The 15,851-nt window shown below is 72.3% G+C and carries 17 protein-coding genes and 1 tRNA gene; 7 read left to right on the forward strand and 11 right to left on the reverse strand.

What is annotated here, in order from left to right:
* A partial coding sequence (locus DW299_RS02625) for an HAD-IC family P-type ATPase (RefSeq protein ID WP_136035544.1) occupies positions 1–687 on the forward strand: 687 nt, incomplete at its 5' end.
* A 33-nt stretch (positions 688–720) separates the two neighbouring features.
* Here DW299_RS02625 and DW299_RS02630 read toward each other — a convergent pair.
* From DW299_RS02630 to DW299_RS02655, 7 genes are all read right to left on the reverse strand, one after another.
* A complete protein-coding gene (locus DW299_RS02630) occupies positions 721–1,059 on the reverse strand; it encodes a nuclear transport factor 2 family protein (protein ID WP_136032551.1) in 339 nt (112 codons plus the stop codon).
* Positions 1,060–1,180: 121 nt separating this feature from the next.
* The gene (locus DW299_RS02635) at positions 1,181–2,521 is read right to left on the reverse strand and encodes a hypothetical protein (protein ID WP_136035545.1); all 1,341 of its coding nucleotides are present in this window, start codon (positions 2,519–2,521) and stop codon (positions 1,181–1,183) included.
* A 144-nt stretch (positions 2,522–2,665) separates the two neighbouring features.
* A complete protein-coding gene (gene nhaA / locus DW299_RS02640; protein WP_136035546.1) occupies positions 2,666–3,949 on the reverse strand; it encodes a Na+/H+ antiporter NhaA in 1,284 nt (427 codons plus the stop codon).
* Positions 3,950–4,009: 60 nt separating this feature from the next.
* Positions 4,010–4,183 (reverse strand): hypothetical protein, encoded by a 174-nt coding sequence (locus tag DW299_RS18830; protein ID WP_168387297.1) that lies wholly within the window; start codon positions 4,181–4,183, stop codon positions 4,010–4,012.
* A gap of 67 nt (positions 4,184–4,250) precedes the next feature.
* Positions 4,251–4,649, reverse strand: a complete 399-nt coding sequence (locus DW299_RS02645; protein ID WP_136035547.1) for a VOC family protein — start codon at positions 4,647–4,649, stop codon at positions 4,251–4,253.
* Positions 4,650–4,769: 120 nt separating this feature from the next.
* Positions 4,770–4,842 (reverse strand) — tRNA-Arg (locus DW299_RS02650).
* A gap of 16 nt (positions 4,843–4,858) precedes the next feature.
* Positions 4,859–5,665: an SGNH/GDSL hydrolase family protein gene (locus DW299_RS02655; protein ID WP_136035548.1), complete on the reverse strand. Its 807-nt coding sequence runs from the start codon at positions 5,663–5,665 to the stop codon at positions 4,859–4,861.
* 93 nt (positions 5,666–5,758) lie between these two features.
* Here DW299_RS02655 and argS point away from each other — a divergent pair, with 93 nt between their 5' ends.
* Both argS and DW299_RS02665 read left to right on the forward strand, forming a co-directional pair.
* Positions 5,759–7,423: an arginine--tRNA ligase gene (gene argS / locus DW299_RS02660; protein ID WP_136029249.1), complete on the forward strand. Its 1,665-nt coding sequence runs from the start codon at positions 5,759–5,761 to the stop codon at positions 7,421–7,423.
* A gap of 28 nt (positions 7,424–7,451) precedes the next feature.
* Positions 7,452–8,294, forward strand: coding sequence for an LmeA family phospholipid-binding protein (locus DW299_RS02665; protein ID WP_136035549.1), 843 nt, complete (start codon positions 7,452–7,454; stop codon positions 8,292–8,294).
* A 4-nt stretch (positions 8,295–8,298) separates the two neighbouring features.
* Here DW299_RS02665 and DW299_RS02670 read toward each other — a convergent pair whose 3' ends face one another.
* The 4 genes from DW299_RS02670 to DW299_RS02685 are packed head-to-tail and all read right to left on the reverse strand — an operon-like array spanning position 8,299 to position 11,654.
* Positions 8,299–9,051 carry an alpha/beta fold hydrolase gene (locus DW299_RS02670; protein WP_136035550.1) on the reverse strand — a complete coding sequence of 251 codons (753 nt, stop codon included), beginning with the start codon at positions 9,049–9,051 and terminating at the stop codon, positions 8,299–8,301.
* 1 nt (position 9,052) lies between these two features.
* Entirely contained in the window at positions 9,053–9,634 is a 582-nt protein-coding gene (locus DW299_RS02675; protein WP_136035551.1) for a TetR/AcrR family transcriptional regulator, read from the reverse strand.
* On the reverse strand, positions 9,627–10,514 hold the full coding sequence (locus tag DW299_RS02680) for an alpha/beta fold hydrolase (RefSeq protein ID WP_136029257.1): 888 nt from the start codon (positions 10,512–10,514) through the stop codon (positions 9,627–9,629). Before DW299_RS02680 ends, DW299_RS02675 begins: the two co-directional genes overlap by 8 nt.
* A gap of 57 nt (positions 10,515–10,571) precedes the next feature.
* Positions 10,572–11,654 carry a YihY/virulence factor BrkB family protein gene (locus DW299_RS02685; RefSeq protein ID WP_136029259.1) on the reverse strand — a complete coding sequence of 361 codons (1,083 nt, stop codon included), beginning with the start codon at positions 11,652–11,654 and terminating at the stop codon, positions 10,572–10,574.
* Between the two features lie 149 nt (positions 11,655–11,803).
* On the opposite strand from DW299_RS02685, the gene lysA reads away from it, so the two are divergent.
* The 4 genes from lysA to DW299_RS18835 form a co-directional block, all read left to right on the forward strand.
* On the forward strand, positions 11,804–13,222 hold the full coding sequence (gene lysA / locus DW299_RS02690; RefSeq protein ID WP_136035552.1) for a diaminopimelate decarboxylase: 1,419 nt from the start codon (positions 11,804–11,806) through the stop codon (positions 13,220–13,222).
* A 22-nt stretch (positions 13,223–13,244) separates the two neighbouring features.
* Complete coding sequence (locus DW299_RS02695) at positions 13,245–14,549, forward strand: homoserine dehydrogenase (RefSeq protein WP_136035553.1); 1,305 nt, start codon at positions 13,245–13,247, stop codon at positions 14,547–14,549.
* Positions 14,546–15,514 (forward strand): homoserine kinase, encoded by a 969-nt coding sequence (gene thrB, locus DW299_RS02700; RefSeq protein WP_206251412.1) that lies wholly within the window; start codon positions 14,546–14,548, stop codon positions 15,512–15,514. The genes DW299_RS02695 and thrB overlap by 4 nt, the downstream gene beginning before the upstream one ends.
* A 142-nt stretch (positions 15,515–15,656) precedes the next feature.
* On the forward strand, positions 15,657–15,851 hold a 195-nt coding region (locus tag DW299_RS18835), incomplete at its 3' end, for a hypothetical protein (RefSeq protein ID WP_205814316.1).

Raw genomic sequence — 15,851 nt, forward strand, 5'->3', positions numbered from 1 at the left:
GCGGAGGAGCTGCCGGCGGCCGAGGGGTGGCGCGCGCACGGCGCGATCATCCTGCACGTGCTGCGCGACGGCCGTGTGATCGGTGCGCTGGCGCTCGCCGACGAGGTGCGGCCGGAGTCGCGGGAGGCGGTCGACGCGCTGCACGCCCGCGGGGTGCAGGTCGTGATGATCACGGGCGACGCGGAGGCGGTGGCGCAGACCGTCGCTTCCGACCTCGGCATCGACCGGGTGTTCGCCGGGGTGCGACCCGAGGACAAGGCCGCGAAGGTGCAGGAGTTGCAGCGCGAGGGTCGCCGGGTGGCGATGGTGGGCGACGGCGTGAACGATGCCCCCGCCCTGGCGCAGGCCGACGTGGGGCTCGCGATCGGCGCGGGCACCGACGTCGCGATCGCATCGGCCGGGGTGATCCTGGCGGGCGACGATCCGCGGTCGGTGCTGTCGGTGATCGAGCTGTCGCGGGCGTCGTATCGCAAGATGAAGCAGAACCTGTGGTGGGCCGCCGGCTACAACCTGCTGTCGGTGCCGCTGGCCGCCGGGGTGCTCGCCCCGATCGGCTTCGTGCTGCCGATGTCGGTCGGCGCGGTGCTCATGTCGCTGTCGACGATCGTGGTCGCCCTCAACGCGCAGCTGCTGCGCCGACTCGACCTGCGCCCCGAGGTCACGACCCGCGAGATCCTCGACCGCTGACCGCCCGCAGACCCCGGCCCGACGCCCGTGCGCTCAGGCCGGGGTCTGCTGGTGCACGGCGAGCAGCCACCGTCCGCCCTCGCGCACGTACGTCGACACCATGTCCGCCGTGTAGGTCTGTGCGCCGCGGCGTCCCTCGAAGCGATACGCGATGGCGGCGGCGTCGGTGCCAAGCTCGCGCACCTGCACCGCGCTCAGGTCGAACGAGTCCCACGGGTCGGCGTGCTCGAGTCCGGCGATCGCCTCCTCCCGTGTCGCGACCATGCCCGGCATCACGAACAGGGCGTCGTCGCGGCAGATGTCCCGGTAGTACGCGAGGTCGCCCCGGGAGAGTCGTTCCTCGCTCGTGCGCAGGTCCTCGATCAGCGTCATGCCCCGCACCCTACTCCGGCGTCGCTTCCCGCGGAACGCCCTGGCTCACGGCTCGGACGGCGAGCCCGTCGCCCTCTCGCCGGAGGCAGCCGTGCAGCACCAGCCCGGTGAACAGCCGCGGTCAGCTCGCCGGTGCGACGAGCTGCGGTCGCGTCCGCGAGTCCAGCGTCCGATCGCTGGTGCCCCGCGCTGCAGCCTCATGCTGCGCGCGGTGCCTCCGGTCGCGGGCCACGAGCACCAGCAGGGTGATCATCACCCAGGTGACGGTCGAGATGCGGTTGGCGGTCAGCGGGGAGAACCCGGCGGAGCCGGCCACCGTGACGACGGCGAGCATGAAGGCGAACCACTGGCCGGACTTGTCGAGGCCGCGGGGGAGGGTGAACATCGCGGCCGTGACGAAACCGAGCAACAGCAGTCCGATCACGCCGCCGACGATGAGGGCCTCGGCCACGGCGCCGTCGTACGGCATCTTCCAACCGGCGGCACCCACTCCGGTGAGCGGGTTGTAGGCGAGTACCTGTCCGATCACGGTTGTGAAGGTGGAGTCGGTGTCGAAGCGGCCGGCGCTGTAGAGCTCCAGGAACCCCTGGTTGCCCGACGTCACGAACAGGCGGCCAAGGTAGTTGGCACCCGTCCACTCCGCGAAGACTCCGGATTGCAGCACGCCGAGGGCGATCAGCACGAGACCGAAGATCGCGGCGACCTTCCGGCCGCCTCGCTGCGACCAGAACCAGTACAGGACGATGGCGGGAAGGCCACCGAAGATGAAGACCTTCGACACGCTGATCAGGCCGCCGAGCGTCATGAGCGTCACGAGCAGCGCGACGAGGACCGGCCGGTTGTTCCACGCATAGATCGCGCCGAGTCCGGCGACCCCGTAGAGCGCACCCGCCTCGGACGGGAGGTTGAAGATGCCCGAGTAGCGGCCCAGCTGGGCGGCGAGGTCCGCGGTGGTGGTGCTGTCCTCACTGGCCCAGAACGGACGCATGAAGGCGGCGACATCCACACGGGTGGAGAGGACGGCGATGGCGCCGTTCACCGCCATCGCGACCGCCACGATCTTCGCGAACCGCTTCAGCAACCGCTCCGCGTCGTGTTCGGGGACGACCGACCAGATGAGGAACATGAGGGCGAGGGGGGCCAGCACGTTGTCCATGCCCCCGAGGAACGAGCCCGCCTCGTACGGCATCTCGCCCGCGCTCGGTGCGATCACTCCGAGCGTTGCGATCACGATGTACAGGGTCCACGGGATGAAGAACCGCAGTCCCCCCTGGGGGCGGAAGCGCGAGAACACGAGCGGGAGCATCAGCAGGAACAGGCCGTACACGGCGGCCTGCTCCGTGCGGATGCTCTCCCAGAGGTACGGACCGAACGTCGCCAGCGCGAGCGTGGTGACCACGAACCCGGCCACCCGGGAGGGACGCTGAACGTCGGTCTCACGGGTGACGAGGGCAGGGGGCATCGGCCTGATCCTACTAGCGCCAGCATTCCGATATGCGCGCGGGTGCTCCGGCGCGCGGAGGAGCGTCAGCGGAAGCAGCCGAAACGCCCCGGACGCGCCTCCGCCCGCCGCTAGGCCGTCATGCCTCCGCTCACCGCGAGGCCGTCATGCCTCCGCCCGGTCCCGCGCAGCGCTCCGGGCTCGCCGACCGCGCAGCGCCAGGACCACACCGCCGAGCACCGCCGCGACGAGGGACCCGACCAGCACCCCGATTTTCACGTGATCGTCGGCGACGCTGCTGCTGCCGTAAGCCAGCTCGCCGACCAGGAGAGAAACGGTGAAGCCGATCCCGGCGAGCAGCGACATGCCGGCCAGGTCGGGCCAGCGCAACGTCTCGTCGAGACGCAGCGCCCGAACGCGGCTGAGGAGGAAGGTCGTCAGCAGGATGCCCACCGGCTTGCCGACGACGAGTCCCACGACGATGCCGACCGTGATCGGGTCGGTCAGCGCGGAGACGAGGCCGTCGATTCCACCGACGTCGACTCCCGCGGCGAAGAACGCGAACACCGGCACGGCGAACAGCGTGGCCACGACACCCCAGCGGTCGGCGAAGTGCGCCGCCAGCCCGTCGTACACCGGGGCGCCGTCCGCATCGGTACCGGTCTGTACGCGCGTGCGTGCGGTGGCTCGCACGGGCACGAGGAACCCGAGCAGCACACCGGCGACCGTGGCGTGCACCCCCGACGCGTGCACGCACACCCACACGGCCACCGCGAGGGGGAGCAGCAGCCACCAGGAGCGCACGCCGTTCTGCACCGCGAGCGCGAACCCGGCGAGCGGCAGCAGCGCGAGGATGAGCCACGGCGCCTGGATCGTCTCGGTGTAGAACGTCGCGATGATCGTGATGGCGATGAGGTCGTCGATGATGGCGAGGGTCAGCAGGAACACGCGCAGCGCCGGAGGGAGGAACCGACCGACGACGGCGAGCACGGCCACCGCGAACGCGATGTCGGTCGCGGTGGGGATCGCCCAGCCGCGCAGCACCTCGGGGCCGGCCGCGGCGTTGACCGCGAGGAACAGCAGCGCGGGCACGACCACCCCGCCGACGGCTGCCGCGATGGGAAGCGCGGCGCGGCGCGGGTCACGGAGTCGCCCGGCGACGAACTCCTCCTTGAGTTCCAGCCCGACGACGAAGAAGAACACGGCGAGCAGCCCGTCGGCGGCCCACGCGCCGACGCTCAGCTCCAGGTGGAGCTCGGGGATGCCGAAGCGCACGTCGCGCACGGCCTCGTACCAGGGCGCGGCGGGGGAGTTGGCGAGGATCAGGGCCGCGACGGTCGCCGCGAGCAGCAGCGCACCACCGAGCACCTCGCTGCGGGCGGTCGAGCGGATACCGCGCCACAGCTCATGCGGCGCGAGACGGAAACGGGCAGAGGACGACGAAGACACAGGGGTACCTCACGGGAGAGATGGGCGGTCGATGCGAACAGGCCGCGCCATCCGGCGCGGCTAGCCGCGTGGCGGCGGGCAGCCTGCGATCTCACCGTGCGAGAGGGTGCCCCACACGCTCGTCCACCCGTTCGTCCCCGGGTGCAGCACGACGCGCATCCACTCCGTCATCGGCGTCGCCGACGACAGGCGCTGCGGGGCGCGCGTCGAACCGGCGGAGACGAGGGAGGGCACCCGTCCAGGCTACCGTCTGTCATCGTGCTGCCCCGAGACGTCTCGCCGGAGGTGTCGCCGGAAGGCCTCAGCTGTCGGATTCGATGGCGAGCGTGTTCCCGTCCGGGTCCTCGACCCAGGCGATCCGCCCACCGCCCGCCCGAGGGCCGATGCCGTCCGCGTTCTGGCCGAAACCGTCGTAGCGGACGAACTCGGCTCCCGCAGCCGTCAGCTCCGCCACGACCGCATCGAGGTCGTCGACGTACCACGTGGCGACTGTCGAGCGCGTCGACCCCGCGGTCGGCGTCTCGAACACGTTGAGCATGGTCCCGTCGCCGCAGGCGTAGAACCGAGCGCCCTCCGCGATGCCGGCGCTCGGTCCGCTCCGCTCGGCGGCGAGGCCCAGCACCCCTTCATAGAAGGCGGCCGCTCGTCCGATATCGGTGACGCCGATGGAAGCCCTTACCGGGTAGTCCGCTAGTCCCATGTCAGACATCGTGCACTCGAACCGCCGGCACGGCAATCGCCGACGTCCGCGCGACGCAGGCCGGCGAGCTCTCGCCGACCAACGACGAAGGCCGCTCCGAAGAGCGGCCTTCTGCTGATGTGCCCCCGACAGGAGTCGAACCTGCGACCTACGGTACCGGAAACCGGCGCTCTATCCACTGAGCTACGGAGGCGTACCGATCGACCTTATCACTCGTCCGGGGTGGTCTCCGACCCGCCCGCTTCGGTGACCGGGGCAGCCCGCAGCTCGTCGAGCGCGGCGGCCAGCTTCTCGGCGAGGTAGCGGTGGCCCGCGGTCGACGGATGCTTGCGTCCGACCTCCACGTCGATCACGGAGAGGTAGTTCTGCTCGGTGATCCAGTGCTGCTGCACGGGGGAGATGTACCACCAGCCGCGGGCGGCCGCGAGCTCGGACAGGTCGTGGTCGATGCGGGCGGTCTGCGTGCCGACGGGGAGCTCGTGCGGGGCGGGGCCGAGCACGACGATCGCGGCCTCCGGGTACAGCGCGGTGAGCGCGTCCCAGGCGGCGGTCACGGCGTCGCGGTAGCCCACCTCGCCCTGGGCGCGGTCGTTGATGGAGCCCTGCACGATCACCAGGTCGGGGTCGATCGCGGGGTCGAGGGCGGCGATCCGCTCCCCGAACGTGGGGCCGTCGAGCCCCGGCTTGAGGTAGCCGCTGCCGCGCACGCCGTTGACGACCGTGTGCCCGTGGATCAGGTCGGCGAGCACGTACGCGTACCCGAGCGTGGGATCCGTGGCCGCCGAGCCGTAGGTCCACGAGTCGCCGAAGACCAGCACGGTGGGGTCGTCGGGGAGCGTGAGGGGAGCCGGAGCGATGGCCGCGGTGGCGGTGTCGTGACCGGCGGCGACGGGCGCGGCGGAGGGAGCGGGAGTCCACGGCCGCCACACACCCAGAACGCCCGCCGTGACGGCGAGCACCAGTGCGGTGGCGACCCCGGCGGCACGCAGTCGGCGGCGGGTGGCGGGGGCCTTCATGGCATGAGAGTAGATCACGGTCGGCCGAACGCAAATTCGGCGCGACGCACGGGGGCGGAGATCGCCCGTCCGCGCCCGTAAACTGGGGAGTCTATGAACCCCGAAACGCTCGCCTCCGCCATCCTCGCCGTCCTCGCACCGATCGCCGAGGCTCGACGTCCCGGCGAGCCGCTCGGGGTCACCGCCGCCGACGTCGTGCTGGAGCGTCCGCGCAACCGCGACCACGGCGACTGGGCCTCCAACATCGCGATGCGCCTGGCGAAGCCGCTCGGCACGAACCCGCGCGAGCTGGCGCAGGAGATCGCCGACGGGCTCGTCCGCGTCGACGGGGTCGCGAGCGCCGAGGTCGCCGGTCCCGGGTTCCTCAACATCCGTCTCGACGCGGCCGCGGCCGGCGCGCTCGCGAAGGTCATCGTCGACGCCGGTCCCGCGTACGGCACCAACTCCTCGCAGGAGGGCGTGAGCGTCAACGTCGAGTTCGTCTCGGCCAACCCCACGGGTCCGCTGCACATCGCGCACACGCGCTGGGCCGCCCTGGGCGACGCGATCGTGCGCCTGCTGCTGGCGAGCGGTGCGCACGCGGTGCGCGAGTACTACATCAACGACGCCGGCGTGCAGATGGACCGCTTCGCGGGCTCGGTGCTCGCCGCCGCGAAGGGCGAGCCGACCCCCGAGGGCGGCTACCCCGGCGAGTACATCACCACGCTCGCCGGCCGCGTGCTCGAGGCCCGCCCCGACCTGCTCGACCTCCCCGAGGCCGAGCAGCTCGACGTCGCCCGCGAGCTCGCGTACGAGTACCAGCTCGCCGAGATCACGCACTCGCTTGACCGCTTCAACGTGCCGTTCGACGTGTGGTTCTCCGAGCGCACGCTGCACGCGAAGGACGCGTCGGGCCTGAGCTTGATCGACCGTGCCGTCGACCGCCTCCGCGAGCAGGGGCACGTGTTCGACCAGGACGGCGCGGTGTGGGTGCGCACGACCGACTTCGGCGACGACAAGGACCGCGTGATCCGCCGCTCGAACGGCGAGTACACGTACTTCGCCGCCGATGCCGCGTACTACCTCGACAAGGGCGACCGCGGCTTCCGCGACAAGATCTACCTCCTCGGCGCCGACCACCACGGCTACGTGCACCGCCTCAAGGCGGTCGCCGGTGCCGCGGGGGAGGACCCGGAGAAGAACGTCGAGGTGCTGATCGGCCAGATGGTGTCGATCAACGGCGCCCGCCTGAGCAAGCGCGCGGGCAACATCATCGAGATGGACGACCTGCTCGACTGGCTCGGCACCGACGCGCTGCGCTACTCGCTGGAGCGCTCGCCCGCCGACTCGCCGCTCGACCTCGACCCCGAGCTGCTGCAGAAGCGCACCAACGACAACCCGGTGTTCTACGTGCAGTACGCCCACGCGCGCACGCACAACGTGGCCCGCAACGCCGCCGACTCCGGTGTCGACCGCTCCGAGTTCGCGCCGGAGACGCTGACGCACGAGAGCGAGGCCGCCCTGCTGGGCGCGCTGCAGGAGTTCCCGCGCATCGTGGCGTTCGCCGCTCAGGTGCGCGAACCCCACCGCGTGGCCCGCTACCTGGAGGAGCTCGCGGGCCTGTACCACCGCTGGTACGACAACTGCCGCGTGATCCCGCTCAGCGACGACCCGGTCGAGAGCGTGCACCGCACCCGCCTGTGGCTGAACGACGCCGCCGGTCAGGTGTTCCGCAACGGCCTCGGCCTGCTGGGCGTCTCGGCTCCCGAGCGCATGTGACCGGCCGCCCGTGCGGCAGGATGACACCATGAGCGACGACAACCACACGCTGCCGTACCCCGAGCCGTCGCGGGAGCACCCGACGCTGGTGATCCCCGACGCGGCGGCGCCGCAGCCGGAGAAGGCCAGGCGCCGGCCGCGGTGGCCGTGGGTCGTGCTGATCGTGGTCGTGGTGCTCGCGGTGCTCGTCGTGGCGGCGGAGCTCATCGCCCGCGCCGTGCTTCCCGGCGTGGTGCGGTCGATCGTGATCGAGCAGCTCGACCTTCCGGCGGATCAGCAGCTCGATGTGGAGACCACGGGCCTGCTCCTGCCGCAGCTCATCGGCGGACGCCTCGACACGTTGCACCTGTCCACCGACGCGGTGACCCTGGAGGGCATCACCGGCGCGGCCGACGTGACCGCGACCGGCGTGCCCCTGCGCGGCGGCGACCTCGGCGGCGCCGACGGCACGATCCGCATCGACCAGGAGCAGTTCACGGCGCTGCTGGCCACGACCGACCTCCCGGTGGACTCCGTCGAGCTGGACGAGCCGAATGCCACGCTGGGCGGCTCCTTCGACGTGCTGGGCACCGCGGTGCCGGTGTCGATCACGCTCACCCCGGGCGCGGTCGACGGCGATCTGGAGCTGACTCCCGTGGCGGCGAGCGTCGGCGGGATCGACATCGACCTGTCCCGCGTCGGCTCGTCCCTGGGCGGACTGGGCGAGGGCCTCACGGAGCCGCGTCGCGTCTGCATCGCGGATCAGCTGCCGGCCGGGCTCACCCTCACCGGGCTGCAGATCTCCGGTGATGCCGCCGTGATCGACGTGGATGTCGACGGCGCGATCGTCACCGACGAGGCGCTGCAGGAGAAGGGCACCTGCCCGCGCTGACCGGCTACCCGGCCTCGGCGCGCGGTCCGTCCATCCGGGCCCGCAGGAGCTCGGCGAGCCACTGCGGCCGCTGCAGCGGGATGCCGTGGCCACAGCCGTCGACCGTGACCAGCGTGCTGCTGGGGAGCGCACGGTGCAGTGCCGCGGCGGAACGGTGCATGAGCTTCTTCTCGTTCTGTCCGACGAGGACGCGCGCCGAGCCGGGGAACTGCGACCACGCGGGCGGCGGCGCGAAGCGCAGGTTCTCCGCCACCGCGGTCACCAGGGTCTCGCGCGAGATGCCGGCCGAGGTGCGCAGGTAGGCGGGGAGCAGGTCGTCGGGCACGAACAGCTCCCGCGCCTGCAGCCGGGCGAAGCGCTCGTTCTTCGCCAGCCCGGCGGTCGTCCGCAGGAGCGCGAGGGTCGGGCCGATCGCGCGCGCCGGTTCCGCCTGGGCGCTGATCACCACCGCGTCGGACACCAGGTCGGGGCGCTGCGCGGCGAGCAGCACGGTCAACTGCGCGCCGAGCGAGAACCCGACCACGGTCGCGGGGGCGGACTCGTGCTCCAGGAGCCGGGCGAGCGCGTCGACGGTCGCGGCGTGCGACACGTACGGCTCGCTCGCACTCGCGCCGTGGCCGGGCAGGTCGGGCACGATCACCCGGTGGTCCGCCCCGAGCCGGGCGCGCACCGGGTCCCACATCCACCCGGCGACCCCGCCACCGTGCAGCAGGAGAAGGGGTCGTGTGCCGGCCGGGCCGGAAGTCTCGTGGTGCACGTCACTGCCTCTCGAACGTCGCCGCCATGCGGCCGATGGTGTCGATCGTGCTCTCCAGTCGATCGCGATCGAGGGGGCCGAGCAGCCGCGCGGCCGACAGCAGGCCGAGCGTGGCGCTCGACAGGGCGAGGGCGAGCGACTCCGGCGCCACGTCGGCGACGACGAGCCCGCGTCGCCGCAGGTCGTGCACCCACGCGATCACGCGCTCGTGTCGTTCCCGGTACCGTCCGTCCTGCTCCTCCGCGACGTGCGCCCCGAGCACGCCGGTGTCGTCGAGGAACGCCGCGGTCATCAGCTCGTCGTCGAGCAGCGCGCGGGCGGTCGCACGATATGCGGCGGCGAGCGAGGGGTGCGCGCCGAGCTCCTGCTCCACGCGCGCGGCGATGCGGGCGTTGCCGCGTTGCAGCAGGGCGTCGCGCACGTCGCGCTTCGACGTGAACTCCCGGTACACGGCGCCCTTCGCGATCCCCGCGTCCTCCGCGACGGCGGCGATGCTCATGGCGTCGAAGCCGCGGGCGAGCACGAGCCGCTCGGCCGCGTCGAGGATGCGGTCGCGGCGGTGGGGGATGAGCGGTCTAGGCATCGGCCCGCCCGTCGAGGTGTTCGAGCAGCGCCGCGGTGACGACGTCGGGACGATCGCGCTGCACCCAGTGGCCGGCGCCGGGGACCACGACCAGACGGGCGTCGGGCAGCAGGCGCGCAGCGGTGCGGATGCGGTCGAGGGGCACACCGGAGTCGCGGTCGCCGTGCACCAGCAGCGTCGGCGTGCGCACGGACGGCAGCCGGTCGGTGTACACCGTGCGCAGTCGGTTCCACCGCACCTGGTCGCGCTGCCACTCGCCGAACGTCGCGAGCCCGGTGCCCGTGGCGGCCTCGGAGAGCACGGCTTCGACGAGCTCGGGCGTGCGCGCCTCCGGGCTGCGCACCAGGTCGGCGAGACCCTTCTCCATCGCGGTGGCGTTGCGCGCGTACGAGCGCGTCATCGCGGAGAGCAGGCCGGAGCGCAGCAGCAGGAAGGTGGAGAAGTGGGTGAGGGCGCCGAGCGGACCGTCGGCCAGCCGCGGCATCAGCCCGTAGCAGCCGAGCAGGGCGGCCGCGCGTGCCTGCCCGGGGCGGTCGAGGAGGTGCCCGACGGTCAGACCACCGCCGAGGGAGAGCCCGGCGACGACGTAGTCGCGCAGGCGCAGCGCGTCGACGAGCTCGCCCACGTACTGCACCAGCCGCTCCTGCGTGAGCCTCCACTCCGGACGGGGACTGTGCCCGAAGCCGGGGTGGTCCGGCGCGAGAACCCAGTGCCCGGCGGCGGCGAGCTGCGGGCCGATGCCGCCCCAGGAGAGCTCGGCGCTGTCGGCTCCGCCGCCGTGCAGCAGCAGGAGGGGCGAGCCGGATTCGTGCGTCGGGGTCCATTCGCACAGTGAGACCTCGGCGCCGGGGAGGCTGATGCGCGTCCGCGTGGGAGTCATGCGTGTCCTCTCGTTGTGACCAAACTAGCAGTTATGGTCACAACGAGGGTCGCGCGGTCAGCGGTCCTCGTGTGCGGCGCCGGTCCCGGCCTCCTCTGCGGCGGCGCGCTGGGCTTCGCGCAGCTCCGCGGTCGCCACCTGCACGTCCACCTCGGCGCGCTGCAGCCGGCGCTGCACGAACGTCCGAGCGCCGAACCGCTCGTGCAGCCGGTCCTTGCGCTCCTCCTCGGCGGTCACGATGTACGCGCAGGCCACCAGAATCACCTGCGTCGACAGGTTGAGCCAGATCAGCAGGGCCAGCAGCGAGGCGAACGACGCCAGCAGCGGGTTGCTGGTGGCACCGCCGACGAACAGGCCGGACAGCTCCTGCAGCACGATGAGCCCGAACGCCCCGAGCAGCGCCCCCGTCCACAGCGACCGCGCCGCGGGGCGCACCCCGGACAGCAGAAGGAACGCGCCGACGATGAGCGCGGCGTCGAGCGCGAAGACCACCACGAGCGACAGCAGCCGCACCGTCACGGCGACCGCGGGGGAGTCCGACGGCAGACCCAGGAGGTCCGCGATCCACGTGGCGCCGAGCTGCCCGATGAACGTCAGTGCGGCCGCGAGCACGAAGGCCACGCCGATGCCGAGCCCCAGGAGCAGGTTGCGCACGATCACCCAGATCCACAGGATGTCGGACTGCACGGTCCCGGCGATCACGCGGATGGCCGTGCGCAGCGAGCCGATGGCTCCCAGCGCCGCACCGATCAGGGCGACCAGGGAGACCAGCCCGGCGACGGAGAGCGACGCCGGGGCGCGGAGGTCTTTCGCATCGATCACGCCGTCGTCGCCGATCAGCCCGGGCACGGCGGCCTGCACCGCGTCGATGATCGCGCGCCACGCGTCGGGGTTGCCCGCGAGCCACAGCGCCGCGATCGAGAACCCGAGCAGCACGCCCGCGAACACGCTGAACAGCGCGCGGTAGGTGACGCTGTCGGCCAGCATCGGGCCACGGCGCTCGGAGTACAGCAGCGCCGCGCGGACGGGGCGACGCGCGAGGGCCCAGGCGATGACGGGTCCTGTGATGCGCGCGACGAGTCCGGGCCGCGACGGCCCGTCGGATCGGGTGTGAGCGTCTGTTGCGTCGGTGTCTGCCACGCCCCCACCCTAGGAGAGCCGCGACGGGGGTCCCCAGGGGCTTGACGCGGGCTGTCACCGTGCGCAGGCGGATCGGGGCGTTGCCCTAGAATCGGGGGCAACTCGATGTGCGCCCTCCCGCCCGAGACCCGACCCACGATTGGTGCTCCGTGCTTGCTCCTGCCGACTCGCTCGCCCCGGAATGGCTCCTCGTCCCCGATGACCCGAACGATCTCGCGAGCGGTGTGTGGCCGGCGTCGGCCCGTCGTGACGAGGATGGAGCGCTCGTGCTCGCCGGCGTGCGCGCCACCGAGCTCGCCCGCACCTACGGCACCCCGGTCCTGGTGCTCGACGAGGACGAGGTCCGCACCAGGGCGCGCGCCTTCCGGGTGGCGTTCGACCGGGCCGCGGCGGAGCACGGCACCACGGCGCAGGTGTACTACGCGGGCAAGGCGTTCCTGAGCACGACCATCGCCCGGTGGGTCGTCGACGAGGGGCTCCGCGTCGACGTGTGCACGGGCGGCGAGCTCGCGGTGGCCCTGGCCGCCGGTGTCGCGCCCGCGTCGCTCGGCTTCCACGGCAACAACAAGTCGGTCGCCGAGCTGGAGCGCGCGGTGCAGGTGGGTGTCGGCACGATCGTGGTCGACAGCGCGATCGAGATCGAGCGGCTGGCCGCGATCACGGCCCGCACCGATGCGGTGCAGCGGGTCATGGTGCGCGTCATCAGCGGCGTGCACGCCGAGACCCACGACTTCCTCGCCACCGCCCACGAAGACCAGAAGTTCGGCTTCCCCCTCGCCGAGGCGGAGGTCGCCGTCGCCCGCATCCGCGAGATCCCCGGGCTGGAGTTCGCCGGTCTGCACTGTCACATCGGTTCGCAGATCTTCGGCGTCGCCGGGTTCCGCGAGTCGGCGTCGCGCGTGCTCGAGCTGCATGCGGCGCTCCTGGAGCACGGACCCGTCCCGCAGCTCAACCTCGGCGGCGGCTTCGGCATCGCGTACACCCGGGTCGACGACCCCACGCCGATCGATGAGCTCGCTGCCGCCATCGTGGCCGCGGTCGCCGAGGGCTGCGCGGCCAGGGGCATCCCCATGCCCGCGCTGTCGTTCGAGCCGGGCAGGGCCATCATCGGCACGGCCGGAGTGACCCTGTACGAGGTCGGCACCACGAAGGACGTGACGATCGCCTCCGGGGCGACCCGCCGCTACGTCAGCGTGGACGGCGGGATGAGCGACAACGCCCGCACCGCCCTGTACGGCGCCAGCTACTCGGCGCGGCTGGCATCGCGCACGGGGGAGGGCGAGCCGCAGCTGAGCCGCGTCGTCGGCAAGCACTGCGAGTCGGGCGACATCGTGGTCGACCACGAGTACCTTCCCGCCGACCTCGCACCGGGCGACCTGCTGGCCGTTCCGGCGACGGGTGCCTACTGCGCTTCGCTGTCGAGCAACTACAACCACGTCCCGCGACCGCCGATCGTGGCGGTGCGCGACGGCCGTTCGCGGGTGATCGTCCGCGGCGAGACCGTCGACGACCTGCTGGCCCGCGATGCGGGCATCGACGGGGCCGACGCCCCCGAGGGAGACCGATGACCCACCCCCTGAAGGAGCACGCATGACTGACTACCGACGACTTCGCGTGGCGCTGCTGGGCGCCGGAGCGGTCGGCTCCCAGGTGGCGGCGCTGCTGCTGCGCCACGGCGACGAGCTCGCCGATCGTGCGGGAGCCGCCCTCGAGCTCGCGGGCATCGCGGTGCGCGATGTGGACGCCCCGCGCGACGTGGAGCTGCCGAAGGAGCTGTTCACGACCGACGCCGAGTCGCTCATCCTCGGCGCCGACATCGTGATCGAGCTGATCGGCGGGATCGAGCCGGCGCGCTCCAACATCCTGCAGGCGATCGGCTCCGGTGCCGACGTCGTCACCGCGAACAAGGCGCTGCTGGCGACGCACGGGCCCGAGCTGTTCGAGGCGGCCGACCGCGTGGGCGCCTCGGTGTACTACGAGGCCGCCGCGGCCGGTGCCATCCCGATCATCCGGCCGCTGCGCGACTCGCTCGCGGGCGACCGCGTGGTGCGGATCATGGGCATCGTGAACGGCACCACGAACTACATCCTCGACCGGATGGACACCGAGGGGGCCGACTTCGCCGACGTGCTCGCCGATGCGCAGCGCCTGGGATACGCCGAGGCCGACCCCACCGCCGACGTCGAGGGCTACGACGCGGCACAGAAGGCCGCGATCCTCGCGAGCCTCGCCTTCCACACCGCCGTCCCGCTCGACGCGGTGCACCGCGAGGGCATCACCTCGATCACGGCGTCGATGATCGAGGAGGCGCGCGCGGCGGGCTTCGTGATCAAGCTGCTCGCGGTGTGCGAGCGCATCGAGGCGAACGGTGCCGAGTCGATCTCGGTGCGCGTGTATCCGGCGCTGGTCCCCGCGACCCATCCGCTCGCCTCCGTGCACGGCGCGAACAACGCCGTGTTCGTCGAGGCGGAGGCCGCCGGCTCGCTCATGTTCTACGGCGCGGGCGCCGGCGGCGTGCAGACGGCCTCTGCCGTGATGGGCGACGTGGTCTCGGCCGCGCGGCGCCACATCGCCGGCGGCGTCGGGGTGGGGGAGTCGACCAGGGCGAACCTCCCCATCGTGCCGATCGGTCACGTCACCACCCGCTACCAGATCACGCTCGAGGTCTCCGATGCGCCGGGCGTGCTCGCGACGGTCGCGGGCATCCTCAGCGACGGCGGCGTCTCGGTCGCGACGGTCGTGCAGACCGTCGAGGGTGAGGACGAGCCGACCGCCCGCCTCATCATCGGCACGCACCGCGCGACGGAGCAGGCACTGAGCGACACGGTCGCGGTCCTCGCGGGCAGCGACGTCGTCGCCCGGGTCGTGTCCGTGCTGCGGGTGGAAGGCGAGTGAGCACCGTGGCCGCCCCGGCGCCGGAGGAGCAGCGCTCGATCCTCGGCCGCACGGTCGAGGTCACGGTGCCAGCGACCAGTGCCAACCTGGGCCCCGGCTTCGACACGCTCGGCCTGGCGCTCAGCGTGTACGACCACCTCGAGGTCACCGCCCTGCCGGCCGGACAGCTGGAGATCGAGGTCACGGGGTCGGGTGCGGACGACATCCCGCGCGATGCGTCGAACCTGATCGTGCGCACGGTCGCCTACGTGTTCCAGGACGTCGGGCGCCCGGTCCCCGGGCTGCGCATCGTCGCGGAGAACGGCGTGCCGCACGGCCGCGGACTCGGTTCGTCGGGTGCCGCTGTCGCCGCGGGCGTCCTGGCCGCGAAGGGTCTGCTGGCGGGCGACGTGGATCTGTCCGACACCGACCTGCTCCGCCTGGCGACCGAGATCGAGGGTCACCCCGACAACGTCGCCCCCGCGCTGTTCGGCGGGCTCACGATCGCGTGGATGGGCGAGCACGGACCGCAGCACAAGAAGCTGCTCGTGCACCGGGGCGTCTCGCCGCTCGTGCTCGTCCCCGCCTACACGATGTCGACGTCGCAGGCGCGGTCGCTGCAGCCGCCGCACGTGTCGACGGCCGATGCGGTGTTCAACCTGTCGCGCTCCGCCCTGCTGGTCGCGGCGCTCATGCAGAGCCCCGAGCTGCTGCTCGATGCGACGGCCGACCGGCTGCACCAGGACTACCGCGCCGAGGCGATGCCCGAGACGCAGCGGCTCGTGCAGGCGCTGCGCGCGGCCGGGTTCGCCGCGGTCGTGTCGGGTGCGGGCCCCAGCGTGCTCGTGCTCGCCGACGGCCCGGGCAGCCGTCAGGACGCGGTGGAACTCGCCGATCGTGTGACCGACACCCCGTGGGAGGCGCTGCTGCTCGCCGTCGACGTTCGTGGTGGTACAGTGGGGGATCGAGCGGAGGGCTCCACGTAACGTCGTGAATCTGGCCCCATTGCAACTCTTGCAAGACCCGCACGCAAACCCTTGAGGCACAAGTGCCGAGGCTGGCTGACGCCGAGCGTCAGCCCGTGCGATCGTGCGCAGCACCCGTTGTGCGCGTTCACGCTCATATCCCATGACCTATAAGGGAGTACTCGTGGAGAACCTCTCCGAGACCCAGAACGATCAGGCTGCTCCGGTGGCCGACGCCGTCCAGACCGCGGAGTCCGCGCCGGTGCGCAAGCGCGCTCCGCGCCGGGCGACCACGGCGACCGCCGCCGCGAAGGCCGAGAAGTCGGCCGAGGAGTCGGCCGCGGCACCCGCCGAGGCC

This window comes from Microbacterium sp. K35, from assembly GCF_004794375.1.
Taxonomy (GTDB): domain Bacteria; phylum Actinomycetota; class Actinomycetes; order Actinomycetales; family Microbacteriaceae; genus Microbacterium; species Microbacterium sufflavum.

Coding starts and splice junctions, on each gene's coding strand:
- DW299_RS02675 (WP_136035551.1), bottom strand. CDS start 9,634: ATGCCTAGACCGCTCATCCCCCACCGCCGCGACCGCATCCTCGACGCG.
- argS (WP_136029249.1), top strand. CDS start 5,759: ATGAACCCCGAAACGCTCGCCTCCGCCATCCTCGCCGTCCTCGCACCG.
- DW299_RS02630 (WP_136032551.1), bottom strand. CDS start 1,059: ATGACGCTGATCGAGGACCTGCGCACGAGCGAGGAACGACTCTCCCGG.
- DW299_RS02680 (WP_136029257.1), bottom strand. CDS start 10,514: ATGACTCCCACGCGGACGCGCATCAGCCTCCCCGGCGCCGAGGTCTCA.
- DW299_RS02635 (WP_136035545.1), bottom strand. CDS start 2,521: ATGCCCCCTGCCCTCGTCACCCGTGAGACCGACGTTCAGCGTCCCTCC.
- DW299_RS02695 (WP_136035553.1), top strand. CDS start 13,245: ATGACTGACTACCGACGACTTCGCGTGGCGCTGCTGGGCGCCGGAGCG.
- DW299_RS02665 (WP_136035549.1), top strand. CDS start 7,452: ATGAGCGACGACAACCACACGCTGCCGTACCCCGAGCCGTCGCGGGAG.
- DW299_RS02645 (WP_136035547.1), bottom strand. CDS start 4,649: ATGGGACTAGCGGACTACCCGGTAAGGGCTTCCATCGGCGTCACCGAT.
- DW299_RS02655 (WP_136035548.1), bottom strand. CDS start 5,665: ATGAAGGCCCCCGCCACCCGCCGCCGACTGCGTGCCGCCGGGGTCGCC.